This is a genomic window from Mesorhizobium sp. YC-39, from assembly GCF_025753795.1.
In the GTDB taxonomy this organism is placed as follows: domain Bacteria; phylum Pseudomonadota; class Alphaproteobacteria; order Rhizobiales; family Rhizobiaceae; genus Mesorhizobium.
Genome location: NZ_JAOWPS010000005.1, coordinates 197,018 through 220,392 on the forward strand (window position 1 = coordinate 197,018; position 23,375 = coordinate 220,392).

At 61.9% G+C, this 23,375-nt stretch carries 22 protein-coding genes; 6 read left to right on the top strand and 16 right to left on the bottom strand.

The window, feature by feature from the left end; translation table 11 throughout:
- Positions 1 to 9: 9 nt before the first annotated feature.
- The 5 genes from OHD62_RS26655 to OHD62_RS26675 form a co-directional block, all read right to left on the bottom strand.
- Complete coding sequence (locus OHD62_RS26655) at positions 10 to 648, bottom strand: phosphoribosyltransferase family protein (RefSeq protein WP_263789045.1); 639 nt, start codon at positions 646 to 648, stop codon at positions 10 to 12.
- The gene (locus OHD62_RS26660; RefSeq protein ID WP_263789048.1) at positions 638 to 1,318 is read right to left on the bottom strand and encodes an energy-coupling factor transporter transmembrane component T family protein; all 681 of its coding nucleotides are present in this window, start codon (positions 1,316 to 1,318) and stop codon (positions 638 to 640) included. Before OHD62_RS26660 ends, OHD62_RS26655 begins: the two co-directional genes overlap by 11 nt.
- Complete coding sequence (locus OHD62_RS26665) at positions 1,315 to 2,841, bottom strand: ABC transporter ATP-binding protein (RefSeq protein ID WP_263789049.1); 1,527 nt, start codon at positions 2,839 to 2,841, stop codon at positions 1,315 to 1,317. The genes OHD62_RS26660 and OHD62_RS26665 overlap by 4 nt, the downstream gene beginning before the upstream one ends.
- A 13-nt stretch (positions 2,842 to 2,854) precedes the next feature.
- Positions 2,855 to 3,427, bottom strand: coding sequence for an aminotriazole resistance protein (locus OHD62_RS26670; protein ID WP_263789050.1), 573 nt, complete (start codon positions 3,425 to 3,427; stop codon positions 2,855 to 2,857).
- Positions 3,428 to 3,643: 216 nt separating this feature from the next.
- Entirely contained in the window at positions 3,644 to 4,312 is a 669-nt protein-coding gene (locus OHD62_RS26675) for a phosphoribosyltransferase family protein (RefSeq protein ID WP_263789051.1), read from the bottom strand.
- Positions 4,313 to 4,607: 295 nt separating this feature from the next.
- Here OHD62_RS26675 and OHD62_RS26680 point away from each other — a divergent pair, with 295 nt between their 5' ends.
- Complete coding sequence (locus OHD62_RS26680) at positions 4,608 to 5,531, top strand: LysR family transcriptional regulator (protein WP_263789052.1); 924 nt, start codon at positions 4,608 to 4,610, stop codon at positions 5,529 to 5,531.
- 11 nt (positions 5,532 to 5,542) lie between these two features.
- Here OHD62_RS26680 and OHD62_RS26685 read toward each other — a convergent pair whose 3' ends face one another.
- From OHD62_RS26685 to OHD62_RS26715, 7 genes are all read right to left on the bottom strand, one after another.
- A complete protein-coding gene (locus OHD62_RS26685; protein ID WP_263789053.1) occupies positions 5,543 to 6,859 on the bottom strand; it encodes a M20 family metallopeptidase in 1,317 nt (438 codons plus the stop codon).
- 3 nt (positions 6,860 to 6,862) lie between these two features.
- A complete protein-coding gene (locus OHD62_RS26690; RefSeq protein ID WP_263789054.1) occupies positions 6,863 to 7,819 on the bottom strand; it encodes an ABC transporter permease in 957 nt (318 codons plus the stop codon).
- Positions 7,816 to 8,763, bottom strand: a complete 948-nt coding sequence (locus tag OHD62_RS26695; protein ID WP_263789055.1) for an ABC transporter permease — start codon at positions 8,761 to 8,763, stop codon at positions 7,816 to 7,818. Before OHD62_RS26695 ends, OHD62_RS26690 begins: the two co-directional genes overlap by 4 nt.
- A gap of 44 nt (positions 8,764 to 8,807) precedes the next feature.
- On the bottom strand, positions 8,808 to 9,794 hold the full coding sequence (locus tag OHD62_RS26700; protein WP_263789056.1) for an autoinducer 2 ABC transporter substrate-binding protein: 987 nt from the start codon (positions 9,792 to 9,794) through the stop codon (positions 8,808 to 8,810).
- A gap of 35 nt (positions 9,795 to 9,829) precedes the next feature.
- Positions 9,830 to 10,600 (bottom strand): ATP-binding cassette domain-containing protein, encoded by a 771-nt coding sequence (locus tag OHD62_RS26705; RefSeq protein WP_263789057.1) that lies wholly within the window; start codon positions 10,598 to 10,600, stop codon positions 9,830 to 9,832.
- Positions 10,601 to 10,624: 24 nt separating this feature from the next.
- Positions 10,625 to 11,401, bottom strand: a complete 777-nt coding sequence (locus OHD62_RS26710) for a glutamine amidotransferase (RefSeq protein WP_263789058.1) — start codon at positions 11,399 to 11,401, stop codon at positions 10,625 to 10,627.
- An 82-nt stretch (positions 11,402 to 11,483) separates the two neighbouring features.
- Positions 11,484 to 12,665: a carbohydrate kinase family protein gene (locus OHD62_RS26715; RefSeq protein ID WP_263789059.1), complete on the bottom strand. Its 1,182-nt coding sequence runs from the start codon at positions 12,663 to 12,665 to the stop codon at positions 11,484 to 11,486.
- A gap of 338 nt (positions 12,666 to 13,003) precedes the next feature.
- On the opposite strand from OHD62_RS26715, the gene asnB reads away from it, so the two are divergent.
- The 4 genes from asnB to nadE are packed head-to-tail and all read left to right on the top strand — an operon-like array spanning position 13,004 to position 17,800.
- Positions 13,004 to 14,941: an asparagine synthase (glutamine-hydrolyzing) gene (asnB, locus tag OHD62_RS26720; RefSeq protein WP_263789060.1), complete on the top strand. Its 1,938-nt coding sequence runs from the start codon at positions 13,004 to 13,006 to the stop codon at positions 14,939 to 14,941.
- A 24-nt stretch (positions 14,942 to 14,965) separates the two neighbouring features.
- Positions 14,966 to 15,226 carry an acyl carrier protein gene (locus OHD62_RS26725; protein WP_263789061.1) on the top strand — a complete coding sequence of 87 codons (261 nt, stop codon included), beginning with the start codon at positions 14,966 to 14,968 and terminating at the stop codon, positions 15,224 to 15,226.
- Between the two features lie 22 nt (positions 15,227 to 15,248).
- The gene (locus tag OHD62_RS26730; protein ID WP_263789062.1) at positions 15,249 to 16,796 is read left to right on the top strand and encodes a class I adenylate-forming enzyme family protein; all 1,548 of its coding nucleotides are present in this window, start codon (positions 15,249 to 15,251) and stop codon (positions 16,794 to 16,796) included.
- Positions 16,793 to 17,800: an NAD(+) synthase gene (gene nadE, locus OHD62_RS26735; protein WP_263789063.1), complete on the top strand. Its 1,008-nt coding sequence runs from the start codon at positions 16,793 to 16,795 to the stop codon at positions 17,798 to 17,800. Before OHD62_RS26730 ends, nadE begins: the two co-directional genes overlap by 4 nt.
- Before the next feature lie 25 nt (positions 17,801 to 17,825).
- Here the strand turns inward: nadE and OHD62_RS26740 are convergent, their stop codons facing one another.
- The 4 genes from OHD62_RS26740 to OHD62_RS26755 form a co-directional block, all read right to left on the bottom strand.
- Complete coding sequence (locus OHD62_RS26740; protein WP_263789064.1) at positions 17,826 to 18,941, bottom strand: hypothetical protein; 1,116 nt, start codon at positions 18,939 to 18,941, stop codon at positions 17,826 to 17,828.
- A gap of 286 nt (positions 18,942 to 19,227) precedes the next feature.
- Positions 19,228 to 20,328, bottom strand: a complete 1,101-nt coding sequence (locus tag OHD62_RS26745; RefSeq protein WP_263789065.1) for a glycosyltransferase — start codon at positions 20,326 to 20,328, stop codon at positions 19,228 to 19,230.
- Positions 20,329 to 20,336: 8 nt separating this feature from the next.
- Positions 20,337 to 21,911, bottom strand: coding sequence for a GumC family protein (locus tag OHD62_RS26750; protein ID WP_263789067.1), 1,575 nt, complete (start codon positions 21,909 to 21,911; stop codon positions 20,337 to 20,339).
- Between the two features lie 85 nt (positions 21,912 to 21,996).
- Positions 21,997 to 22,215 (bottom strand): hypothetical protein, encoded by a 219-nt coding sequence (locus OHD62_RS26755; protein ID WP_263790206.1) that lies wholly within the window; start codon positions 22,213 to 22,215, stop codon positions 21,997 to 21,999.
- Between OHD62_RS26755 and OHD62_RS26760 the strand changes: the two genes are divergently transcribed.
- Positions 22,178 to 23,374: a VpsF family polysaccharide biosynthesis protein gene (locus tag OHD62_RS26760; protein WP_263790166.1), complete on the top strand. Its 1,197-nt coding sequence runs from the start codon at positions 22,178 to 22,180 to the stop codon at positions 23,372 to 23,374. The two genes, OHD62_RS26755 and OHD62_RS26760, sit on opposite strands and share 38 nt — an antisense overlap.
- Position 23,375: the final 1 nt, after the last annotated feature.

Here is a 23,375-nt window from a genome sequence, read left to right on the forward strand (position 1 = left end):
CCGCAGGCACTACAGGAATGTTTCCGGAATGGGCACCCATCCGGCCGCACCGTGGCTGGTGAACTGGGGTATGTGAGCGAGGCTGTGGAGCAGCGCGCAATCCGCGCCAAGTGCTCCCTGCCAGTCGCGCGCTTCGGTGAGGATGACGCCTATGCCGACGACATCGCCACCGGCGCGGCGCACCAGTTCGAGCGCTCCCTTGAGGCTGGATCCGGAAGCCACAACGTCGTCGACCACCACGACGCGCCGGCCGGCCAGCAGCGGGACTGCCTCCCTGTCGAGAAGCAGGCGCTGCTCGCCTTTCGAGGTGATGGACGAGATGCGCTGTTCCAGTGCATCGGCCAGGTGGATCTTGGGTGATTTTTGCAGAATGACATAGTGATCGTGTCCGAGCGACCGCGTCACCTCGATCGCAACCGGAATGCCGAGAGTGGCGGCGCCGACGATGATGTCCGGCTTCAGCGGTGCCAGCCTCGCGGCAAGCTCGCGGCCGACATGCTCGCCGAACCTCACGCCGAGATCGATCACCATCATCAGGGAAATGGCAAAGTCGGGCTTGATCGGCACGATCGGCAGCTCGACCGGATAGCCGGCGACGTCGACCGTCCAAAGCTGGCGGGCCGCAGGCTTCGATTGGTCAAGTTTCATCATTCGTGTCCTTCTGGGGGAAGCGGGCTTCGACCATCAGGCCCACGTTGCGCCACGTCGTGCGGTTGCGGTTTAGATCGAAGCCGTAGATTGCGAGGGAAAAGGAAATCGCATGCGCCATGCGGATGGCCTGCACCAGCAAGGGCACGCCGCGCGCCAGTGCGAAACGCAGCTTCGTCGGCAAGGCGACGTCGTCGATTTCCATGCCGCGCGCGCGCTGGGCATCGGCAATGCGCTCGAAATCGTCGCGCAGCATCGGAATGATGCCGAAGGTGAGGGACAGGACCAGGGTCACCATCGGCGGCAACCGCGCGGCGCTGGCCGCGGCGAGGATCGATCCGGGCGAACTCGTCTCCATGACGAAATAGAACGCGGCCGTCGTGGCGATCAGCCGGGCAGCCATCGCAGCCGCAACCGGCAGGGCGTCGCGGATGCTGACGCCCTGAAAGAAGAGATTGACCAGCCAGCTCGCCATGACCATGGCGGTGAGCAGCAGCGCACCCTTGACGTATCCGCGCAGGCCAGGGACGCCTGTCGCCCACAGCACCAGGACGCAGAGCACGGCAAAAGGCACCCCGAACCGCCAGCCGGGCACCAGCCAGGCCACCGCCATGACCGCGAAGGCAAGCGCCAGCTTGACGAAGAAGTTGAGGTCGTGCAGCCGGCTCATGCGACGCCCCCGAGCCGCGGCGTGGCGTAGGGCTCGGCCCAGCCAAGGTTGGCGAAGGCCGGGTTCTTCCAGCCGTCCATCACCGCGCCGTCAAAGGCGATCCCGCCGTCATCGAGGATCAGCAGGCGCGTGGCGACATCGTCCACCAGTTCCAGGTCGTGCGAGATCAGCATCACCGCGCGGCCAGAAGCGAGCATGGAGGAGAGAAATACATCGAGCATGCGGCGCCCTTCGACATCACGCGCCAGCAGCGGCTCGTCGACGATGGCCACCGGTGCGCCGGCTGCGTCCGCGCAGGCCAGGCCGAGCAGCGCCAGCTGGCGCGCGGACAGTGCGAAGGGATTGGCTTCCGCGAGTTCGGAAAGGCCATAACGCGCCAGCATGGCGGCGGCCAGATCGGTCACTGCCTTGTCGGCTGTCGTCGCGGTCGACGCGGTGATGGAGAACACGACCTCGCCGGTCACCGTCATGTTGAACAGGATATGGCGCATGTTCTGCGGGACATAGGCGATCTTGCGGGCGCGCCGGGCGGCGGTCCAGCCGTCGGCGCTGGCACCGTCAAGGATGATCGAGCCGGAGGCGATCTTGGCAAGCCCCAGGATGGACTTGAACAGCGTGGTCTTGCCCGCACCGTTGCGGCCGATCAGCGCGACGGCTTCGCCTGCCCTGAGCTGAAAGCCGACATCCCTCAGCACTGGCTTGCCGTCCGATCGTCCGAGCCGGGTCGTCAGGCCGGATATCTCAAGCAGCATCGCGCCGGGATCAGCCGGTTTTCGCTGCGAACGGGTCCGGTTCGGCGGCAGGATGCCTGCTTCCAGCCAGGGCCGTTCCAGCGGCAGGATGTCGTCGAGGCGGTACGGCGCCGACAGCCGCCTGTCCTTCAAGAGGACGACGGTGTCGACGACGGAACGCAGGGAAGCGGGGTCCTGTTCCGATACCAGAAGAGCAGAGACCGAGGCAGCCGCTTCGCGCAGTGTGCGCGACAGCCGTTCACGCGCCTCCGGATCGAGTCCGGTCGTCGGCTCGTCGAGCGCCAACAGCGCGGGGTTCGACGCCAGGGCCGCGGCGATTGCAACCATGCGGCGTTCGCCGCCGGACAGGGTCAGCACGCGGCGTCCCAGAAGCGGCGCCAGCCTGAGGTCGTCGATCAGTTCCTTGAGCCGGGCGCGGACCGTCTGCCTGTCGATGCCTCGGTTTTCCATCGGAAAGGCGATGGCGTCCTCGACGCTGAGGTCCCATAGCTGGTCCTCGACATTCTGCGACACGTAGCCGACCGTGCCGAATAGTTCGTCCTTGGTGAGCGCGGAGACCGGACGCCCCCTGAGGGTGACGTCTCCGCTGAAGTACGGGATCGCCATCAATCTCGGGATGAGGCCTGCCGCTGCATTCAGGAAAGTCGTCTTGCCGCTGCCGGCCGCGCCGCAGATCAGCAGCCGCTGACCGTCTGCCACGCTGCATGCGGCTTCGGCGACGACCTGGGCGGGGCCGCCGAAACCGAGGTTCAGGTTGGCAATATTGAGCACCTCGAAGCGCCGCTCAGAAGCGCTTGAATCCGGCCGGATGAGCGGCTTTCAGAATCTTCAGCGCCGGAACAATCAGCAGCGGGGTTCCGACGACCATCGGCACAATGTCGGAAAGGCCGATATAGCCGAACGCCCACCAGAACGGGAAGATGCCGAGATAGGCGAGGCTTGCCGACACCGCCGCCACCATCACCAGCCCAACGACTAGGCAGACCAAGGCGATCTTGATCAGCACGCCGCGGTCGAACGACAGCTTAGACGGATCGAACAGGAGCCCCGGAACCAGGCCGGTCAGTCCGACCATGATTCCGTCGACCAGCAAGGAATGGGTCGGAATGAATGTGCCCGCCAGCAGCGACCAGACGATGGTGCCGAGGTAGCCGCAGATAAACCCGCTGCGCCAGCCGAGCAAGATGCCGATCAAAGGCGGCAGAAAGGCGAAAATCCGCCATTGAATTACGCCCGGCACCAGTTGGATCGGGTTGGCATACGCCCACAGGACGCCCGTCGCCGCGGCCGCGACGACGGAGAGCACGATCGGGAAGAGGGTGTTGCCCTCGTCTTGCGATATTGTTGATGACTGCATTTGACTGTTCCCCTTGTTTTTCATTTGTCAGGACCTGCCCGGCAAAGCCGGAGTTAACGCAACACGCGCACGACTGTGTCGAGACGGCGAGCGTCCCGATCGAAGTCCTCCCATCCATTGCTCGTAAAACAGGCCGAACCGCATGCGTTCAGCCGCCTTCTTCTTTTGTTGAAACGCTACCGTCATGCTGGACACGATTCCATTCCTTTTCCACGCCTACCGTGACGCAGTCCTGGCCAATCGAGGCGCGCTGGCAGGCCATGCACCGATTTCGGTCGCCGGATCGGGCTTGGCCACGCCGTCCACGACATCGAACTGAGGAATATGGCCGAGGCTTTCGATCAATCCGGCATCCTTGCCGAGTGCGTCGCGCCAGGAATGACCCTCCGTGAGAATGACTCCGGCGCCCAGCACCTCGGCGCCGGCACGGCGGACAAGGCGGATGGCGGCGGCCATACTCGAGCCGGTCGCCACCACGTCGTCGACCACCAACACGCGTTTGCCCTGCAGCAGCGTGATCGATCGCCGGTCGAGCAACAGCCGCTGCGGCGTGGCCGTGGTGATAGAGCGGACTTCCTCGACCATTGCGTCGGCAAGGTGGAACTTCGGCGACTTCTGCAGAATGACGTACTGGTCGTTGCCAAGGCGGCGCGAAACCTCGATCGCGATCGGGATTCCCAGCGTGGCACTGCCGACGACGATGTCGGGCTTCAAGGGCTCGAAATGCCGGGCGATGGCTTCGCCAACGATATCGCCGAAGCGCACGCCCATGTCGATCACCATCAGCAGGGCGATCGCCCGCTGGTCGTTGAGCTGGATGATCGGCAGGCTGATCGCTTCGCCGGCTATTTCCGCCTGATAGAATTCGGGCGTAGCGGTCAGCATTCTTGGCCTCCGACGTTCGGCAACTGGACCTGGCGGACAGGCATAGCGGATCGCTTTCCCTTATCAACTTGCCGGTGTGATCCGCTGCAAATTCGTGGGGCCAATGAGGCCGACGACAGGAGGCGAAGGTCGTCTCTGTTTTTGCATCGCTTTCTGTCGGCCAAGAGACCCGTTCATGGTGGAATACGCAGCAGATTCGAGGCTCGACGTCATAGACGGGGATTGGACGCATCATTACAAACGAAAAAAATCGTGTTGAGCGTTCTCTTTTTCTTGACGCTCGGAAAGGCGCTCGATGCGGCGAGTTCTGTTCTCCCGGTTCGCCAGTTATCTGGACGAAATCGCCCGGCTGGGGTCGATACGGAAAGCCGCGGACAAGCTGAATGTATCAGCCTCGGCCATCGACAAGCAGCTTATCCATGCCGAGGAAGCGCTGGGTGTCGCCCTTTTCGAACGCTTGCCGCGCGGAATGCGGCTGACCTCAGCGGGCGAAATTCTCCTGCACGGCGTGCGGAGCTGGCAGAAGGATTTTGCCCGCATCCGGTTTGAGATCGAGGAACTGAGGGGTCTGCGCCGAGGCGAGGTGAAAATTGCCGTCTCGCAGGAGACGGTCTTCGACTTTCTGCCCCGTGCCTTGGCAAGCTTCATGAAGGACCACCCGCGCATCGCCAACCATATCGCGGTTGCCGAGTCCGACCGGATCCGCCAGATGGTGCTGGACGGTCAGGCCGATTTCGGCCTCACGTTCAGTCCGCCGCCTCTGCCGGGGGTAACCGCCACGCGCTCGGCGCGCTTTCACGTCAGGGCGGTGGTGCCAGCCGAGAACGACCTGGGGCTTAAAAAGGCCATATCGCTGAGCGAGTTTTTCCAGCGCCCGACGATTATTCCGGACGCCAGCGTTCACCTGCGCGACATCGTCGACATCGCCGCCGCCAAGAGCAGGACCCGGCTTCAGCCGATCCTGACGACGAACAATCTGGAACTGATGAGGTTGATGGTGCGGGAGGGCTGCGGCTTTGGCCTGACCGCGATTTCCGACAAGTCGTCGACAGACACGAAGGACGGCCTCACCTACCTACCGCTTGGCGACAAGAGCATCCCGCCGCTGACGTTATCTCTGATCGTCGCCCCGGAGCGGAAGTTCTCGCTGACCTCGATCCTGGCGCGGCGTTATTTCGAGGTCTATTTCGATGAGCTCGAACAAAACGGCGGCAAATAGAGACCGCACTCTCACCGGCACCAGTGCTCAATCGCCAGTGCGATCGCCTTCGTACAATCGACGAGATCGCGGACCGACACGCGCTCGTTGGGCTGATGCGCCTGTGCCGGATCTCCCGGGCCGAAATTGACGGTTGGGGTTTTCCCGAGACCCGTCGGCAAACCGATATCGCTGTGCGCACCAAAACCCGACAGCACCGGCGACAGGTCTGCTTTTTCGACGGCGCCCTGGAATACGCCGACGAACGGGCTGTCGGCCGGAATTTCCGCGCAGTCGGCATCGAGGATCCACTCCACACGGGCTGGATGTTCGCGCAGATAGGGATCGGCCTGGCAGATGTTCAGGACGTGTTCCTCGATCTCGCGCTTGACCTTGCCGCCGAGGCCGAACTCGTCCTTTTCGCTCGGAAGATATTGCGCATCGATGACGATCTCCGCCCGGCCGGCCATGGAGGAGGGATGTTCTCCGGCGTTCAACTGGGTGACGATGATCTGGTTGGGCAGGTCCATGAGAGGATGGTTCTTCCTGGGATCGAACATCCAGCGGCGGTTCAATATGTCGATGCCGTCGAGCATCTGCCTGCACAGTTGAATGGCGTCGACCGGACCGCTCGAATACCAGGCATTCGGTGTCAGCTCGGCGTGGCCGCCGATGCCGTCGATGATGATCCGTCCCCACAGAATCCCATGGCACAAGGGTGCGATCTTGTTGGCCGTCGGCTCCGTCATGATGCCGGCATCGGCGCGAAAGCCGCGGTCGACCATCGCCAGCGAGCCCATGCCGCCGATTTCCTCGTCGACCACGGTCGTAAAGACGATGTCGCCCGACAGGGGAACCTGAAGCTCCCTCAGGATTTCCACGGCCATCAGCATGCAGGCGACACCGCCCTTCATGTCGACGGTGCCGCGGCCATGCAGAAAACCGTCTTTCAGGACAGGCTGGAACGGATCGGTCGTCCAGTGTTCGGGCGCTCCCGGCGGCACGACATCGATATGGCCGGTGAGCATGATCGAGCGGCCGCCGCCTGTGCCTTTCAGCACACCACCGAGATTGGGCCTGCCCTCGAAGGTCCGGCCCTTGTTGGCCCCGGGACGCCCTTTGTACTTCGCATAAAGTGCCGGACCGTCCGGATCCCAGAGGTCCGTGGTGAAGCCCAGCTTCTCCAGCCGTTTCTGCAGATAGAGCTGGCAATCCCGTTCGCCGGGGCCGGCATCTTTCGGGTTCGACTTGACGATGGACGGAAACGACACGAGATCGCTCAGTGTTGCCACTATGCGCTCGGCTTCTGCCTCGACCCGCTTGGCAATGATGTCCTCGAAAGACGGCATGAATTATCTCCAATATTGGGAAAGTCGATCGGCGAGAAGCACGAACACCAGGAGCGCGCCGACGATGCCCACTTGCCAGACGGTGTTGACGTTAAGCTGCAAGAGTCCGGTCTTGAGCGTCACCAGCAGCATGACGGCGGCAAAGACGCCGCCGACGCCACCACGGCCGCCCAAAATGGCAATGCCGCCCAGCATCGCGGCGGTAAGCGATTCCAGTTCGAGGTTTTGCCCGATATTGGGCCGGCCGCTTCCGAGCCATGCCAGCGAGACCAGGGCGGCGGCTCCGGAGAGCACGCCGCTCAAGCCGTAAAGGATGAGCCGGGCGCGGTCGACCGGAATGCCGACCAGACGCGCCGAGCGCTCATTGAACCCCATCGCATAGATCCAGCGGCCCCAGGCCGTCCACATCAGCACGATCCCGGCGATGGCAAAGAAAGGGATTGCGATGGTGAGGAAGGGAACCGGAATGCCGGAGAAAACGCCGCGTCCCCAGATGAGCAGCCAGCTTGGCACGCCCGATTGCGCCGCTCCTCCAGTCAGCGCCAGCGCCAGGCCCGAATAGACGAAGAAGGTGCCGAGCGTCGCGATCAGCGGCAGGATGGACAGCTTGGTGACGAGGACGCCGTTGAAGGCGCCAAGGGCGGCTCCGGCGAGAATGCAGGCTGGCGGCAGGAGGAAAGACGGGAGCCCGAGTTTCAGCGCGAGCATGCTTGCTATGGCCGAAAGCGAGACAATGCCGCCGACCGAGAGATCGATGCCGGCTCCGCCCGCCAGGATGACGACCGCCTGCCCCAGAGAGACAAGCGCCAGGATGGTCGAAAACTGGAGGATCGTCGTGACGGTCGCCAGGCTGAACACTGACGGCTTCAGGACCAGCAGGACGAGGATCACGATGATCCACAACAGGGCCAACAAAGCGAGAATGAGCGCCGGCCCTTGCAGGTTGCGGATGCGGTTCATTTGCTGGCCCACCCAAGCCGCGAGAGGGACAGACGGTTGGAAAGCACCTCGAAACCGAGCACGCCGATCAGCAGCCCGCCGGTGACCACCGGTTGCCAGAGCGAAGGGACGCCTGTCAGCAGCAGCCCGTTCTGGAGGATCCTCAGGAGCAGGACGCCAAGCACGGTGCCGACAAGGCTGCACTTGCCGCCCAGTATGCTCGTTCCACCGAGAACCACAGCCGCGATCGCATCGAGCGCCAACGTGCTGCCGACGGTCATTTCGACATTGCGGTAGTTGGCGACATAGAAGGTGGCGGCAAGGCCGGTGAGGGCGCCGCTGACAATGAAGGTCGCAAACCTGACCTTGACGACCGGAATGCCGGACAGCCGCGCCTTCTCTTCCGAGTTGCCGATGGCCAGGAGATGTAGGCCAAAGGGCGTCCGCCTAAGCGCGATCCAGACGGCGAGATAGGCAAGCGCGATCACCCAGGCAGCGACCGGCAGGCCGAGAATGGTCGTGCCAAGCAGCACCGTCAGACCAGTCGGCAGACCGGAAAGCCATTGGCCGCCGAGCAGCACGAAGATCGCCGTGCGGTAGACACCGAAAAGGCCAAGTGTGCCGACAATGGCCGGGACCCGGCCAAGCACGATGACGGCGGCCGTCAGAAGGCCCAGCAGCGCACCCGTCAGCGGGCCGACAAGCGCCGTGAGAACCGGATCGACGCCGGCTCCGAGCGCCCGGCCAACGCCGATCGCCGCCAGACCCATGACGACGCCGACGGATACGTCGATGCCGCCCATGGCCAGAAGCAACATCATTCCCAAGCCGACCAGCAGCAATTCGATGCTGTTGCGCAGGACCGTTCCGGCATTGCCTGATGTGGCGTAATAGGGCGATGCGACAGAAAAGACGATGATTGCCAAGATACAGGCGATGAGCAGCGACCACTCTCGCCCATTCATTGAGAAAACACCGTTCCTGAACTGTCGCATCGTCCGTATCGGGCTCAGAAATCAAACTTGTCGACGTTCTCTGCCGTAAAAACCGCCGGCGGTCCGAGCAGCAGGATGCCTTTGGCTGCGTCATAGGTGACGGGATTGTCGAAGCCCGGAACCTTGTTTTCCGCTTCGAATGCCTTTCCGTCGATCAACTGCTTTCCAGCCCAGACCGTGAGGTAGCCAAGCTGCGCCGGGTCCCACAGAACGGTGAAGCCGAAGGCGCCGCTCTTGAGGTAGGAGCGCGCCGTGTTCGGGCTGCAATAGCCGGCACCGATCACGCTGCCGATCTTGCCCGCGGTTTCGATGGCCTGCGCGACGCCGGGGCAGGTCGTGGACGCAACCGCGATGATGGCCTTGATGTCGGGATTGGCGGCCATCAGATCGCCGGAGATCTGGGCGGCGCGCTCTGCCGTGCCACCGGCATATTGCGGCTCCAGAAGCTTGAGCTTCGGATATTTCGCCGATGCCTGCTTCTGCATGAAGCCGATCCAGGCATTCAGATTGGAGGCCGTCGCTTCGCCTGAAACGATGCCGATCTTGGCGTCTTCGCCAACGCGCTTCACCAGCTCGTCGATGATGGTGTTGCCAAGGCCTTCGTCCGTAGCCTGGGCGACATAGACCGCACGGCCACTGTCGGGCGCATCGCTGTCGCTGGTGAACAGCTTGATGCCCTTGGCCTTGGCGGCCTCGACGACGGGAGCGATGCTGGAGGCGTCGAGGACGCTGACCGAGATCGCGTTGACGCCCTGGTCGATAAGGTTCTGCACAATCTGCAACTGGTCGACCGGATTGGTGTCGACAGGGCCGCTGTAGATGAAATCGACGCCGAGTTCCTTCGCCGCGCGGTTACCGCCGGCTTCCATGGCGTTGAAATAGGGGATGCCGATCAATTGCGGCACGAAGGCAACTTTTGGCTTGTCCTGGGCAAAGGCGGCGGTCGAGACGGCAAGAGAAAGTGCCGAGATCGCAAGGGCTTTCCTGATGTGCTTAAGCATTTGGTTTGAACCTCTCTGGAATTTGACGTGCATTTCTAGTTTGCTTTTTCGAGCGCCCGCACGTCGGGATGGGCGCCTGTTATGAACGCAACGATTTCCTCGGGATTGGTTTCGGTACGCAGCCGTTCCGCCACCTTGCGGCCGCGCCGGAACACGACGATCCGGTCGGCAACCTCGAAGACCTCGGAGATGTTGTGGCTGATCAGCACCACGGCGCAGCCGCGCTCCGCCAGGCGCCGCGTCAGGGCCAGAACCTTGCGCGTTTCGGCCACGGCAAGTGCCGCGGTCGGCTCGTCCATAATCACCAGACGGGCGTTAAGATTGAGCGCGCGGCAAATGGCGACGGCCTGGCGCTGGCCACCAGACAGGCTGCCGACCGGCGCTTCCGGATCGGAAATATGGGCGTCCAGCTCCTTGAGCAGTCCGTCGACACGCTGCCGCATGTCTGCGCGGCGCAGAAACGGAACGCCGAGCACCGAGCGCTTGAGCTCGCGGCCAAGAAAGACATTTTCCGAGATCGACAGGTTTTCCGAGAGCGCCAGTTCCTGGAAGATTGTTGCGATGCCCGCCGATGCCGCGTCCTTCGGCGAGGAAAAAGCCACTGGTACGCCCTCGATGATCAGCTCGCCATCGCTGGCCGGATGCGCGCCAGCCAGGATCTTGATGAAGGTCGACTTGCCCGCGCCATTGTCGCCAAGCAGCGCCAGCACTTCTCCAGAGCGGATTTCCAGATCGACGTCGGACAGCGCCGTCAGCGCGCCGAAGCGCTTGGCGATCCCTCTGGCAACGAGAAAAGGAGCGGTCATGGCGACGATCCCGTGGGTTGATTGCTATGCTGCCCTGCTCACCCAGCTCAGCACGTTTTTCCAAAGGCGCGCGTAGCCTGGCCATTCGACGAAGCTGTTGGGCAGCCAGTGCGGACCGATGTCGGAGGTCCAGGCCACCGTGCGCCCCTTGCCGTAGCGGCCGGTCACGAGCAGGGGGTGACCACCCTCATCTTCCGGCAGTGACGCCAGCACCTCGACATCGTCGCGATCCCTGGCGACGACCTCGTTGGCGCCGAGAAGCAGCGGCCATTCCCCTTCGATGCCGGCAAGGATCGGGTGATCCTTCGAACCGGTGATGGAGGGGCGGAACCCTTCCGGTATTTCGAGGCGGTCGTCGTTTGGCAGGCAGGTCACCGGCAGTGCCTCTTCGACAGCCGTGCGATGCCAGCGGGCCCTGCCGTCGATGCCCTGGAAACTGAAATAGCCTCCGACCATGACCAGGCCGCCGCCGGCCTTGGTCCAGTCGCGCAGCAGCTTCAGCCGGTTCGGCACCGTCTTGCCGTGCAGCCAGACATCGGGATGCAGCAGCAACGAGTTGGCGCCGATGTCGGAGAGAATGATCGCATCGTAGCGGGACAGGCCTTCGATGCTGAACGGCAGCTTTTCCACCGCCTCATGGGCCGGCATGTAGTCCAGCTCGAATTCGCTGCCCTTCAGCGCCTTGACCAGAGGCTCGGCGCCAAGATGAAACGTCACGCTGCCGAATTGATCGAAGCCCTTGTAGTGCGTTGCCGCGCTGACCCAGCTCTCTCCGACCAGAAGCACCTTTGTCTTGCTCATTGAACGATCTCCTTTGCGCGCTGCCTGCGTTTCGCGCCTGTCTGCTTGCTGTCCATGCCGGAGTGCCGCATGACAGGCGGCATCATCCGGCAGCCGCGATATTGTCCGGCGTCAGTGCCGCCTTCAGTTCCTCGAAATCAGCGATGTGTCCCTGTGCGCCTTCGGCCGTCGTCGTCAGGCTGGCGCCGATCGCGGCGTAACGAGCGGCCTCTTCCAGGGAGGCGCCATGCAGCCACAGGCTGAGAAAGATGCCGGCGAAAGTGTCGCCAGCGCCGGTGGCATCGACCCTGTCGACGGGAAGCGCCGGAACCTCGATCTGCGGTCCGCCGCTTTTGGGAAAGACGACCGCGCCGAACTCGCCAAGCGTCACCACGACGGTGCCGCGCTGCTTGATGCGGGCGAGGATGTCGCGGGTCTGCTGGATCATTGTCGCCAGCGGTGTCCGGAGATCGAAAATCTCGCGCAGCATGACATCGTTGATGAAGGTCAGATCGACCCGCTTGATCATTTCCACGAAGGCGTCGGGGGTTCTCGAACTCCTGGGCAGGCCGGCCGAATGCAGGCTCACTTTCCAACCCGCCTGATGAAAGCGATCGATGGAACCGATCATGCTTTCATAGTGGAAACCCTCGATGTGAAGGCAGGCGGGACGAGCCTGCGCCTGGACATCCATATTGGCGGTCAGATCGACTTCGCTGAGCTCGAACGGTTCGCTGATGATCGTGCGGCTGCCGTTGAGCTCGATGATGACAATCGCCTGCGAGAGGCGATTGTTGAATGTGCGTCTGATCGGCAAGGCGTGGACGCCGAGCTTCGAAAGCTCGGCCAGCGCCCAGTCGCTTTCAGGATCGTCGCCGACGGCCGTCGCCAGTTCGACATCGAGGGCAAAGGGCGCGCCGACGGCCGCGGCGGCGACGGCAAGATTGGCGGCGGGGCCGCCCAGGGCCTTTTCGATGTGGCGGGCGGTGATGCGGTCGTCGCGGTGCGGCAGAACATCGACACGGCACAGGAAATCGACGCTCACGCGGCCGACGACGAGCAGTCGCGGCAAGCCCTCAACATCCCTGGATCGGCGTGGAGTCTGACCCGGCAGCGAGCGCGCAAAGGCGCTTGGCCGGTACATCAGGTCGGAGATCGCTTTCTGGATGCGCTCGCGCGTGGTGTCTTTGACGACAGCCGTATCGTTGATGAAATTCGACACCGTGCCGATGGAAACGCCGGCGGCGTGTGCGACATCTGCAATGGTAGGGCGCTTGCGCTGCACGGTGAATGGCCCAATTGAAGCGCTTCAACGCTAGCAAGCGAAGTGCCGTAATCTCAATAGATTCTCGTTCTAATTTTGAGTTTCAGCGGTGGAATGGGCGCTGGATGGGAGGTCTCTTTGGAAATCTGTTCTTCGCGCAGCCAGTTTTTGAAATTTTTTCAATTATACTGAAAATGATTTGCAAGCCGTCGTGGGGTGGTAAGCCGGGCGACGACCGACACCGCGATTGATGTCTTAACTTTCTGTTAACCGCATGCTCGGGGAAAATATCCGATTAACCGCAGATGCCGATATCACGGTTATATATTCGGCGGTTGCTGTTCACATGAGTTCTGGGAATGTGCGGATTCGGGGGCTATTTCGGTTCAATCCGGGATGCGGAAGCTTTGCTCTCGCGCATGATAGAGGCGATCGCCCATCGTGGGCCGGATGAGCAAGGGAAATTTGTGGCGCTCGACGCCGGACTCGGGCATGCGCGGCTGTCTGTGATCGGGATTGGTGACGGCCAGCAGCCGATGTCGGATGTGTCAGGCGATTTGACGATTGCCTTCAACGGCGAGATTTTCAACTATTTGGAACTGCGCGAAGGGCTGCTGGCCAAGGGTCGGCGCTTCCGTACGTCGAGCGATACGGAAGTCATCCTGCAGCTCTATGACGAGATGGGCGAAGACTGCGTCTCCCTGCTGAACGGCGATTTCGCCTTCGCGCTATGGGACAACAGGCGTCGGCGCATGATGCTTGCACGAGATCGGATGGGTGTCCGGCCGTTGTTTTACACCAGCAAGGACGGGGTGCTTTATTTCGCCTCGGAGATCAAAGCCCTGCTGGAGGTGCCCGGCGTCTCGGCCGAGATCGATCCGATTGCACTCGACCAGATCTTTACGCTGTGGGCGCCAATCGCCCCGCGCACGGCTTTCCGCAATATTAGCGAGTTGGAGCCGGCGAGCGTCATCATAGCGGAGCAGGGGCAGGTCACGATCAAGCCCTATTGGCACCTGGACTATCCGCATCGGGACTCGCAGCCGAAGGTCACGAACGAGGACCAGGCGGCTGAGGAACTGCAGGCGCTTTTGACCGATGCGGTGAGGCTGCGCATGCGCGCCGACGTGCCGGTCGGCTCCTATCTTTCGGGCGGGCTCGATTCGTCAGTTGTTTCGGCACTCGCCGCCGGCATGACCTCTCGGAGGCTGCAGACATTTTCTGTCGCCTTCGACAGCGCCGAGCACGACGAAAGCGCCTTCCAGACCGAGATGGCGTCAGCAATCGGCGCTGACCATCGAGCCATTGTCAGCCATGCCGGCGATATCGCCCGTGTCTTCCCTGAAGTCATCCACTTTGCCGAACGGCCGATCATCCGCACAGCGCCGGCGCCGCTCTACCAATTGTCCGGCCTGGTTCGCCAAGCCGGCCTGAAGGTCGTGCTGACCGGCGAGGGCGCCGACGAGGTCTTTGCGGGGTATGATATTTTCAAGGAGGCACGGGTTCGCCGGTTCTGCGCGCGTCAGCCGGCATCGCGGCTGAGGCCGAAGCTGTTTCGCAAGCTCTATCCCTATCTGCCGGGCCTGCAACAGCAATCCGTCGAGTACCTGTCTGCATTCTTCGGCGTCGACAACGCTTCCCTGGACGATCCGCTGTTCTCGCATCGGCCACGCTTCAAGACCACGTCGTCGGCGAAGATCTTCTTTTCAGCCGACCTGCGTGCGGCGTTGAGCGGCTACAACGCGGTCGAGGAGCTGGCCGACCGTTTGCCTGAGGCATTTCCGCTATGGCACCCGCTGCATCAGGCGCAATATCTCGAGACCCGCTTCCTTCTGCCAGGCTATATCCTGTCCAGCCAAGGCGACCGCATGGCCATGGCGCACGGTATCGAAGGCCGTTTCCCTTTCCTCGACCATCGTTTGGTGGAGTTCGCGGCAAGGCTTCCTCCGGAAATGAAGCTGAAGGGATTGGTGGAAAAGCACATACTGCGCAAGGCAACCGGGCACCTGCTTCCGGCAGCGATCGGGAAGCGCACGAAACAACCCTACCGCGCCCCGGACGCCCGCTCGTTCGTGGGAGCTGGCGAACTCGATTACGTCCGCGACTGTCTGAGCGAGGCGAGCATCGCTGCCGGCGGATTGTTCAACGCCAAGGCGGTGGCAAATCTCCATGAGAAATGCCGCTCCCAGCCGGTATCCGGCTTCCGCGACAACGCTGCCTTCGTCGGCATCTTGTCGACGCAACTGTGGCAGAAGAATTTCACCGGCCAAGAGGTCGGTGCAGCACGAGCAGCTTAGGAAATCCAGGGAAGGACAGAAGAAATGGTTACTATCAAGGACAAGGTCAGAAGCTTTATCGTCGACAACTTTCTGTTCGGCGACACGTCATACCAGCTTGCGGATACAGCCTCGCTGATCGAGAACGACATCATCGACTCGACGGCCGTGCTGGAACTCGTCGCCTTCATAGAGGACGATTTCGGCATAGCGATGGTCGATTCCGACGTCGTGCCGGCCAATCTGGATTCGATTGAACGTCTGTCGTCCTTCATCAGTGCGAGAGCAAAGGCGCTGGCGGCATAGGTGCGGTCGGCGAGAAGCGTCCATGCGCATCGAACATTTTCTGGCCGCCAAGGCCGCTGCCCATCCCGCCAAAACGGCATTGGTCACCAAGGACAGAAGGCTGCGCTACGAAGAGCTGGATGATCTTTCCAGCCGCCTGGCCGCCGCCCTTTTTGCGAATGGCGTCAGGCGCAACGACCGGGTTCTGATCTTCATGGACAATTGCTGGGAGGCCGCGGTTTCGATTTTCGCGGTCCTCAAGGCAGGGGCGACGTTCAGTCCGATCAACTCATCCACCAAGGCCGAAAAGCTTGCGTACATCATCGGCGATTGCGACGCAGCGGCGATCCTCACGCAAGCAAAACTGATGCCCGTTGCCGCTGAAGCGTGCGGATCGAGCGGCAAGACCGGCATTTTCGTGGCTTCCACCGTTCGTGCCGATAACCAATGCCCGGCAGGAGCGACATCCCTGGCGGCTTGCTTGACGCTCGAAGCCAGGGAGATCGACCACCGCGGCATTGACGTCGATCTTGCCATGCTGATCTACACCTCAGGCTCAACGGGCCGGCCCAAGGGCGTGATGATGACGCATCGCAATTGCGACGCAGCCGCGGACTCCATCACCACCTATCTGCGCAACTCTCCAGACGACATCATTTTGAATGTTCTTCCGCTTGCCTTCGACTATGGCCTCTATCAGTTGCTGATGGCCGTCAGGCTTGGCGCCACGCTGGTGCTCGAGAAGTCGTTCGCTTTTCCTCAAGCTGTCTTTGAACGTATCCGCGAGGAGGGCGTTACCGGTCTTCCGCTGGTGCCCACGATGGCGGCGATGATCCTGCAGATGCGCGACCTGACGCCGGGCTTCCTGCCCAGTCTTCGTTATATTTCGAATACCGCGGCCGCCTTGCCGCAGGCTCACATAGAACGTCTGCGCTTCCTTTTTCCCGATGTCAGGCTTTATTCGATGTATGGCCTGACGGAATGCAAGCGCTGCACCTATCTACCTCCCGAGGAGCTCGATCGCCGGCCGGGATCGGTTGGAATAGCCATTCCGAACACCGAAGCCTTCGTCGTCGACGACCACGGGCAACGCGTGCCACCGGGCGTAGCGGGTGAATTGGTCATTCGAGGACCGCATGTCATGCAGGGTTACTGGCGAAACGAAGCCGCGACGGAACGGACCCTGCGGCCGGGCCCAAACCCCTGGGAGAAGGTTCTCTACACCGGCGATCTGTTCAGCACCGATGAGGACGGCTTTCTCTATTTCGTCGGACGCAAGGACGACATCATAAAGACGCGGGGAGAGAAGGTGGCCCCGAAGGAAGTCGAAGCCGTGCTTCACGCCCATCCGGGCATCGCGGAAGCCGTTGTCGTCGGCGTGGCGGATCCGGTGCTCGGACATGCGATCGGCGCACTCGTCATCCGCTCCGACCCGACGCTCAGCGAAAAGGATGTCATGCGTCACTGCGCACGTCATCTCGAGGATTTCATGGTTCCCAAGGTCATCGAGTTCCGCTCGGAATTGCCAAAGACGGATACGGGCAAGGTCAGCCGTCGGCTTGCTGCAGAGATGATGGAGGCCGTCCAATGAGTGTTCGTCCGAGCGAGGACGCGAAGACCATTCTGGCCCAGGCTCTGGCGATCGACCCCGCCACAGAGACGGACAGGATCGTGACCGCCTTGCGCCACCAGTTGCGCGGTATTCGCAAGCGGGGCCTCGTGCTCGGTCTTTCCGGCGGGATCGATTCAAGCGTTTCGGTGGCGTTGGCAGCGCGCGCCGCCGGCCCTCAGAATGTATTGTGCCTGTTCATGCCGGAAAACGATTCCGATCCGGAAAGTCTGCGGCTCGGCCGCCTTGTCGCCGACACGTTCGGTGTCGAGGCTATCGTGGAGGATATCGGGCCGGCCCTGCGCGCGATGGGCTGCTACCAGCGTCGCGACGCCTTCATCCGCGAACTGGTCCCGGAATATGGCGAAGGCTGGGCCTCGAAGATCGTGATCGCGAATGCGCTGGAGAGCGAAGGCTACAATATTTCGTCGCTGGTGGTGCAGGACCCGGAAGGCAAGCAGACGAAAGTAAGAATGCCGCTGCCGGTCTATCTCGGTGTCGTCGCCGCCACCAATATGAAGCAGCGCACCCGCAAGCAGATCGAATACTATCATGCCGATCGCCTGAACTTCGCCGTTCTTGGAACGCCGAACCGGCTGGAATACGATCAGGGGTTCTTCGTCAAGAACGGCGACGGCGCGGCTGACGTCAAGCCGATCGCACATCTCTATAAAACGCAGGTCTATGCGCTGGCGGCCTATCTCGGTGTTCCCGAAGAAATCCGGAGCCGGCCGCCGACCACAGATACCTACTCGCTGGCGCAGACGCAGGAGGAGTTCTACTTCTCGCTTCCCTATGACCGCATGGATATTTGTCTTTGCGGACTCAACAAAGGCATGGCGGCCGAATTGGTCGGGCAGGCGGCGGGACTAGACGCCTCGCAAGTGGAACGTGTCTGGGCCGACATCGCCGCCAAGCGAAAGGCCACGCGTTATCTGCACCTGCGCCCGCAGCTCGTCGATCAAGTCGAGGAGGTCGGTACCTGAGTTGCTTCGAACCGGCTGAAGCGCTTCAGGTGAAGCGGCCGCCGATCAGCTGGCTCCACTGCTCGCCCGCAAGCCCATTCAGGAAGACTTGCGAGTTCTTCATGGCATCCATCAGCGCGGGATCGCGTGAATGCACGACGGTCGAGGCAACGGGTACGAAAGCCACGCGCCGCCCAAGCATTGCTTCCAGAATTGCGGGTTGGGTGCGGCCGCGCAGGCCGCAGACGCGACGCGCGGCGGCATGATCGATCAGGCAATCGATCACGGGGCCTACCTGGCCGGGGAGGGCGAGGATCTGCAGCACGCGGCCGATTCTATCTGGTCGTGCGTAATAGGCGAAAGCGCCGACATTGGTACCGGTCGGCGATGCCACGGACACATAGACAAGCTCGCCCAGATCCGGCTTTTGCGCCGCGTCGGTCAAGATATGATCGAGCTGACCTTCCGTCCATTGCGGGCGCAGCGCGAAGTGAGCGGTAAACGGCTCGACGAGTTTGGCAAATGCGCCGCTGTCGATGTCGGACGTCCGAAAGGCTCCATGACCCGCTCCATCCGCCGCCACGCCAGACCAGCGCCGTTCGCCATGCTTCATTCTCTTGCAGTAAAACCGGTCCAAGGCATGTGCAAACGGATTGATTATCCGGGCAAGCCCTGTGCGATTGGCGAGAAGGCTGACCATGAAGGTCGAGGGCCGCATGACGCGCACCCAGTCCAGGCTGTATTGCGGCAAGACCACGCCGCGCAGTCGGGTCCACAACTTCGCGGAAATATCATTGGCCGTCTCGCTGAAGGAAATGTGCTGCGGACCATCCAGGAAAGCCTTCAGCAGGCGCGCACCGGCCATGGGGTCGCGCTCATGATCCTCGACCATCAGCGAGCTGCAGGCCGCGGCACGTAGTTGACGGCCGCTGAACGTCATCGGCAATGTATGAACGCCGACAAATCCGGAAACGCGACCGGCATCGTTGACGTGGACAAGCGACCGGAGGTCGTCACTGCCACCGGGCGCGTCCAGATAGAATCGTTTCATATACTCGACGAGGGAGGCCGATGCTTCGGTCCGGTCTTTGCGCAGCACGCGTTGAAACATGCCCGCGACGGCCTGGAGGTCGCCAACTTCCAGGGCGCGGATGATACTCAAGCCCAGTTCCCGGCGCCGAGGTCTCGCCCACGGGTCATTGCAACCCAAGGTTCCTCATTGGCTGTCTCGGCGGGCGTTGGGCGCTCGCAGGAAAAGCACTGCAATCTCAACCGGTTGCAATCGCTTCTGCGGCCGACGGATGAATTTTGATGCTGCAGCAAGGCAGGCCCTTTGCTTGGCGGATGAAAACCAGGGGTTCTTGCTGTTACCAACTTCGGGTAAACCGAAATTAAAGTTCTTGCAGCGAATTGAGTTTTGTCGGCTCGGATCACAAACGCTAGGCGCTTTAGAGCAGCGCCTCGTATTGATCTCCGATCCTTTCAACCTCGAAATCGGCCGCTCTTCTCTTCAGGATGGCGGCGGAGGTCGGATGGTCCAGCATCTCGGCCATCGCCTTTGCCAAGGCCGTGGCATCGCCAACCGGCACCAAGGCGCCGAAACGGCCGTCGGCAAGAATCTCGCGCGGGCCATGCGGCGCATCCGTGGAGACTACGGGGACACCGGCAGCCATCGCCTCGACCAACACATTGCCAAAGCCTTCGCTCGTCGATGAAAGGACGAACAGATCGGCTGCGGCATAGCAGGCAGCAGGATCGTTAACATAGCCAGCGAAGAGCACGTCGGCACGGATACCGGATCCTTCGGCATAGGCGCGCAACTCGGCGGCCAGCGGACCTTCGCCGAAGATGACAAGCCGGGCGGGGCGGCCGGCGCGCAGGAGAGCGAAGGCCCGCAGCAAGGTCAGATGATCCTTGACCGGCACCAGACGCCCGGCGGTGGCGATGACCGGGCCGTCGCCCATCGTCGCCAATTCCGCCTGCCAGGGATATGCCTGTGGCGCCGCGGCCGGCGGCAGTGGGTTGTTGATGACGACAATTTTGGATTTGGGGAAGCCGCGAGCCACGATATCGCGGCCGACACCGGCCGAGACGGTGATGGCATTGGTTGCGCGTGCTGCAACCAGCGCGGAAAGCCAGATCGCCATTCTCGCGCCGAGGCTGCCCGAAGGCAGCGAGGCGGCCGCGTGGAAGCTTGGAAAGAACCTCGCCCGGCTCCGCGCCAATGAAAGCGCCAGCGCCATGACCAGATTGGCGAATTCGGGCGCGCTATAGACCGCATCGGGATCGAGCGACTTGAATAAACGCGAGCTTCGCAAGAGGCCTTTCAGCGTTGCCCACTTGCCGTAGCCTTCACCCCGGATGGGAAGGCCGAAATCGACCAGATGCACGGCAGGGGAGCGCAGCGCCGCGTTAGGCCCTTCCGCGTTCCAGGTAAAAAGTGTGACATCGTGCCCGCGGGACGCCAACTCATTTGCCATGAGGACGAAGACGCGCTCGGCGCCGCCGCCCCTGAGACTGGCAACATGAAAAATAACGCGCTTTCCCATGCCTGGGTTCAGGCTCGGCTGGCGCCAACGCCCGATCGGTTCGGCGGCTGCCGCATGTCGCGCATGATGCCCATGGCAATGGCAAGCAGCATGCCCAGGGCAAAGCCGGCGAAAGCTCCCGCGCCTGCTACCAGGGGAGTGCGCGGCGGCCATGAGCGCCGTTGTGGCGGGACTGCGGTCGAAATCACCTGTACATTCGTGGTGTCGATCTGCTCGCGCTCGGCGATTTGGCGCGCACGTGACAGGAAACTCTCATAGACCGCTCTCTTCGAAGCGGCGTCGCGTTCAAGCTCACGCAAGGCCACTTCGGACTCGCTGTCGCTGAAAACGTTGCCCCTCAGGTCGTTCATCCTAGCGCTGAGAGAAGCCAATGAAGCCTTGGCCTTGTCCAGGTTGGCTTTTGCCGTGCCGACGGTGCGGGAGAACTCCGCCCTGAGTTGAGAACTGACGGTTTCGAATTCCGTCTTGAGCCTGACAATCGTCGGGTGGCGCGGACCAAAGGTCATGGATTGTGAATCGATTTGCTGTCGCAGGCCGTTTGCCTTTTCGCGCAGCGCCGCGAGCGCTTCCGAAACCGTAGGGTCAGGATTGGCCCCATTGACACCGGAGGCAATCAGGGCGTCGTAACTCGATTGCGCAGCGATGACGCGCGATTGTGCGTCCACAATTTCGCTATTGAGCTGGGTCATCGTTTGCGAACTGACAAGCTGACCGTTGCTGGTGGACAGGTTATGGCTGCGCCTGTAGGCCTCGACCTTTTCCTCTGCTGTTTGCACACCGCGTTTGAGCTCGCCAAGCCGGCTGTCAAGAGCAGCTGCGGCACGGCCGGCGCCAGCAGATTCCGCTTTGGCCAGCTCTTCCTGAAAGGTCTTGACTATGGCTTGCGAGATCAGGATCGCCTTGCCGGCGGTTTCCGCCGATACTTCGAGGGTAGTGACGAACGACGTTTCATCTGCAGTGACGCTGACCCGCTCCGCCAGGCTCTCCTGGGCGATGAGCTTTGGATCGGACTTGCTGCCACTGGCTCCACTGCCGGACGCGGTGGCGCTCCGGTCCGGGTCGAAAAACTCTGGATCGCTGGTCAGATTGAGCTCGTCCACTACCCGCGCAAGCACATTGCCAGAGGTCAAGATGCGCTGCTTGCTGCGCGCGTTGAGTATCTGGCTATCGACCTGGCCTGGTTGCGAATAGAGATCGTTTTCCACAACCTGCAAATTGGCAGGATTGATGAGGATTTCCGTCGCCACGGTATAACGCTGTTTGCTCAGCAGCCCATAGGCGGCACCGACGACGCCGCCGACCACCGCCAGCATGCATGCCGCGGCGAGCCCGGCCCGCAGCCAGACAAACAGGCGTCGAAAATCGAGTTCGAGGAAATCGCCGATCTTGTCCAGCGTCACCGTCGCGACTGGCTCGGATGCATGCGAAGGCACGACCGGCGCGGCGGCGCGTGTTGTGCCTGGGGCGCCGGTTGGGGCGCCTTGTTGCAGCATTGCCCTGCGCCGCGCATTGGCGATCCGTTCGAGTGCGCTGATATCGGAATCCGCCGCGGACGGGGAGGATGGGCCGGAGGCGGCAGGCATGATGCAACCCTATTATTCGTTACGCGTGCCCTGCTTACAGAAACATCGTTAACATCTCATTTTCCAAGTTGGCTTATTTACCATTTTACGCGCCACGTCCGTTCATTGAATCTTGAATGAACGTCATTGGCCGGGATGCCTTTTGAATACCCGCTTGGATGGCCATGAGCTCTACCGCCGCCGGATCGGAACGATTGCTGTCCAGCCAGGCGCGCCGCCAGAACGCGCTGTCGCTTCTGTTTTTCCTGTGCGCGGCATTCGCGTTCCTGCTTCGCTTCACGGTATCGCCGCAGATAATGAACATGGTCGTCGACTATACGGCCCAGGGCGGTTCGTTTTACGAGAAGCTGCATTTAGGCACCTATGCCATCTTCCTGTTGCTAGCTTTCGTTCTTTTCAGCCGACCGTTTTTGCTGCGGGGCGACGAAATTGGACTGTTCAAGGCGCTGATGCGCTATTCGGCGCTGACCTTCGCGCTGGTGCCGTATCTGTTCATCACCGGTCGGGCGGGTTCTTCCGGGTTCATCATCGATACCTATCTGGTCGCGGGCGCCGCGGGTCTGCTGATGCTGGCATTGAACGCCGATGTGCGGCGGGCGTTGGGGGACGTGGTGCTTGGCATGGCGATGCTAAGCGCTGTGATCGGCACGATCGAAGCGCTTACCCATCATCGGCTTCTGCCTTACGGTCTGAACGAATTGCAGTTCAGGCCAACCGGCCTGTCGGCGCACCCGCTGGCACTGGGCGCGCTCTGCGCCACGGCAATCGGATTCGTGCCGCTCACGCACTGGCGCATATGGGTGCGGGTGATGGCCATCTTCGTGTTGTTCGTCGGTTGTGCTGCCTCAGGCGCGCGCGCCGCCCTGATGCTCGCGACCGGAGAAACCCTCATCCTGCTGTTGTTCGTGCCTTGGCCGCGCCTGACGCTCAAGCACCAGCGGCAGGCCAAGACTGTCGTGCTGCTGTTCACCCTGGCGGGTGGCGCACTGTTGTTGGCCGTGCTGGTTTCTGGCGGGCTGCTGAACCGTTTCAGCAACACGATCTTCGACGAAAACTTCATGGCCCGGGTGACCATCTACAAGGTGTTCGGACTGGTTAGCTGGAAAGACATCCTGTTCGGCATGAACGTTGACGACCTGCTGGCGATCGTCAGAGAGAAGCTGCATCTGCCCTACATCGAAAGCGCGCCGGTGGTCATCGTCATGCTCTTCGGCTTGCCCATCGCCCTGCTGTTTACGGCGCTGATATTCTGGTTCATTTTTCGGCTGCTGCGCGGGGCGCCACTGCCGGCATGGATCGGCACCATAACGTTCTTGCTTGCCGCGCTGTCGAACAATGCGCTTTCGTCAAAAACGCCGGAGATGACGATCATCGTGGTGTTGCTGCTTGCCTATAGAAATCCGCCGGAGGTCAAATCTTCGACCGCTGTTGCAGCCAAGCCGAAACTGGATCGGGTCCGATAGG

Bases quoted from the DNA above. Each gene is read 5' to 3' on its own strand.
- OHD62_RS26655 (WP_263789045.1), bottom strand. From the start codon at position 648: ATGAAACTTGACCAATCGAAGCCTGCGGCCCGCCAGCTTTGGACGGTC.
- OHD62_RS26660 (WP_263789048.1), bottom strand. From the start codon at position 1,318: ATGAGCCGGCTGCACGACCTCAACTTCTTCGTCAAGCTGGCGCTTGCC.
- OHD62_RS26670 (WP_263789050.1), bottom strand. From the start codon at position 3,427: ATGCAGTCATCAACAATATCGCAAGACGAGGGCAACACCCTCTTCCCG.
- OHD62_RS26675 (WP_263789051.1), bottom strand. From the start codon at position 4,312: ATGCTGACCGCTACGCCCGAATTCTATCAGGCGGAAATAGCCGGCGAA.
- OHD62_RS26680 (WP_263789052.1), top strand. From the start codon at position 4,608: ATGCGGCGAGTTCTGTTCTCCCGGTTCGCCAGTTATCTGGACGAAATC.
- OHD62_RS26685 (WP_263789053.1), bottom strand. From the start codon at position 6,859: ATGCCGTCTTTCGAGGACATCATTGCCAAGCGGGTCGAGGCAGAAGCC.
- OHD62_RS26690 (WP_263789054.1), bottom strand. From the start codon at position 7,819: ATGAACCGCATCCGCAACCTGCAAGGGCCGGCGCTCATTCTCGCTTTG.
- OHD62_RS26695 (WP_263789055.1), bottom strand. From the start codon at position 8,763: ATGAATGGGCGAGAGTGGTCGCTGCTCATCGCCTGTATCTTGGCAATC.
- OHD62_RS26700 (WP_263789056.1), bottom strand. From the start codon at position 9,794: ATGCTTAAGCACATCAGGAAAGCCCTTGCGATCTCGGCACTTTCTCTT.
- OHD62_RS26705 (WP_263789057.1), bottom strand. From the start codon at position 10,600: ATGACCGCTCCTTTTCTCGTTGCCAGAGGGATCGCCAAGCGCTTCGGC.
- OHD62_RS26710 (WP_263789058.1), bottom strand. From the start codon at position 11,401: ATGAGCAAGACAAAGGTGCTTCTGGTCGGAGAGAGCTGGGTCAGCGCG.
- asnB (WP_263789060.1), top strand. From the start codon at position 13,004: ATGTGCGGATTCGGGGGCTATTTCGGTTCAATCCGGGATGCGGAAGCT.
- OHD62_RS26725 (WP_263789061.1), top strand. From the start codon at position 14,966: ATGGTTACTATCAAGGACAAGGTCAGAAGCTTTATCGTCGACAACTTT.
- OHD62_RS26730 (WP_263789062.1), top strand. From the start codon at position 15,249: ATGCGCATCGAACATTTTCTGGCCGCCAAGGCCGCTGCCCATCCCGCC.
- nadE (WP_263789063.1), top strand. From the start codon at position 16,793: ATGAGTGTTCGTCCGAGCGAGGACGCGAAGACCATTCTGGCCCAGGCT.
- OHD62_RS26745 (WP_263789065.1), bottom strand. From the start codon at position 20,328: ATGGGAAAGCGCGTTATTTTTCATGTTGCCAGTCTCAGGGGCGGCGGC.
- OHD62_RS26750 (WP_263789067.1), bottom strand. From the start codon at position 21,911: ATGCCTGCCGCCTCCGGCCCATCCTCCCCGTCCGCGGCGGATTCCGAT.
- OHD62_RS26755 (WP_263790206.1), bottom strand. From the start codon at position 22,215: ATGTTCATTATCTGCGGCGATACCGTGAAGCGAAGCAGGAACGCGAAT.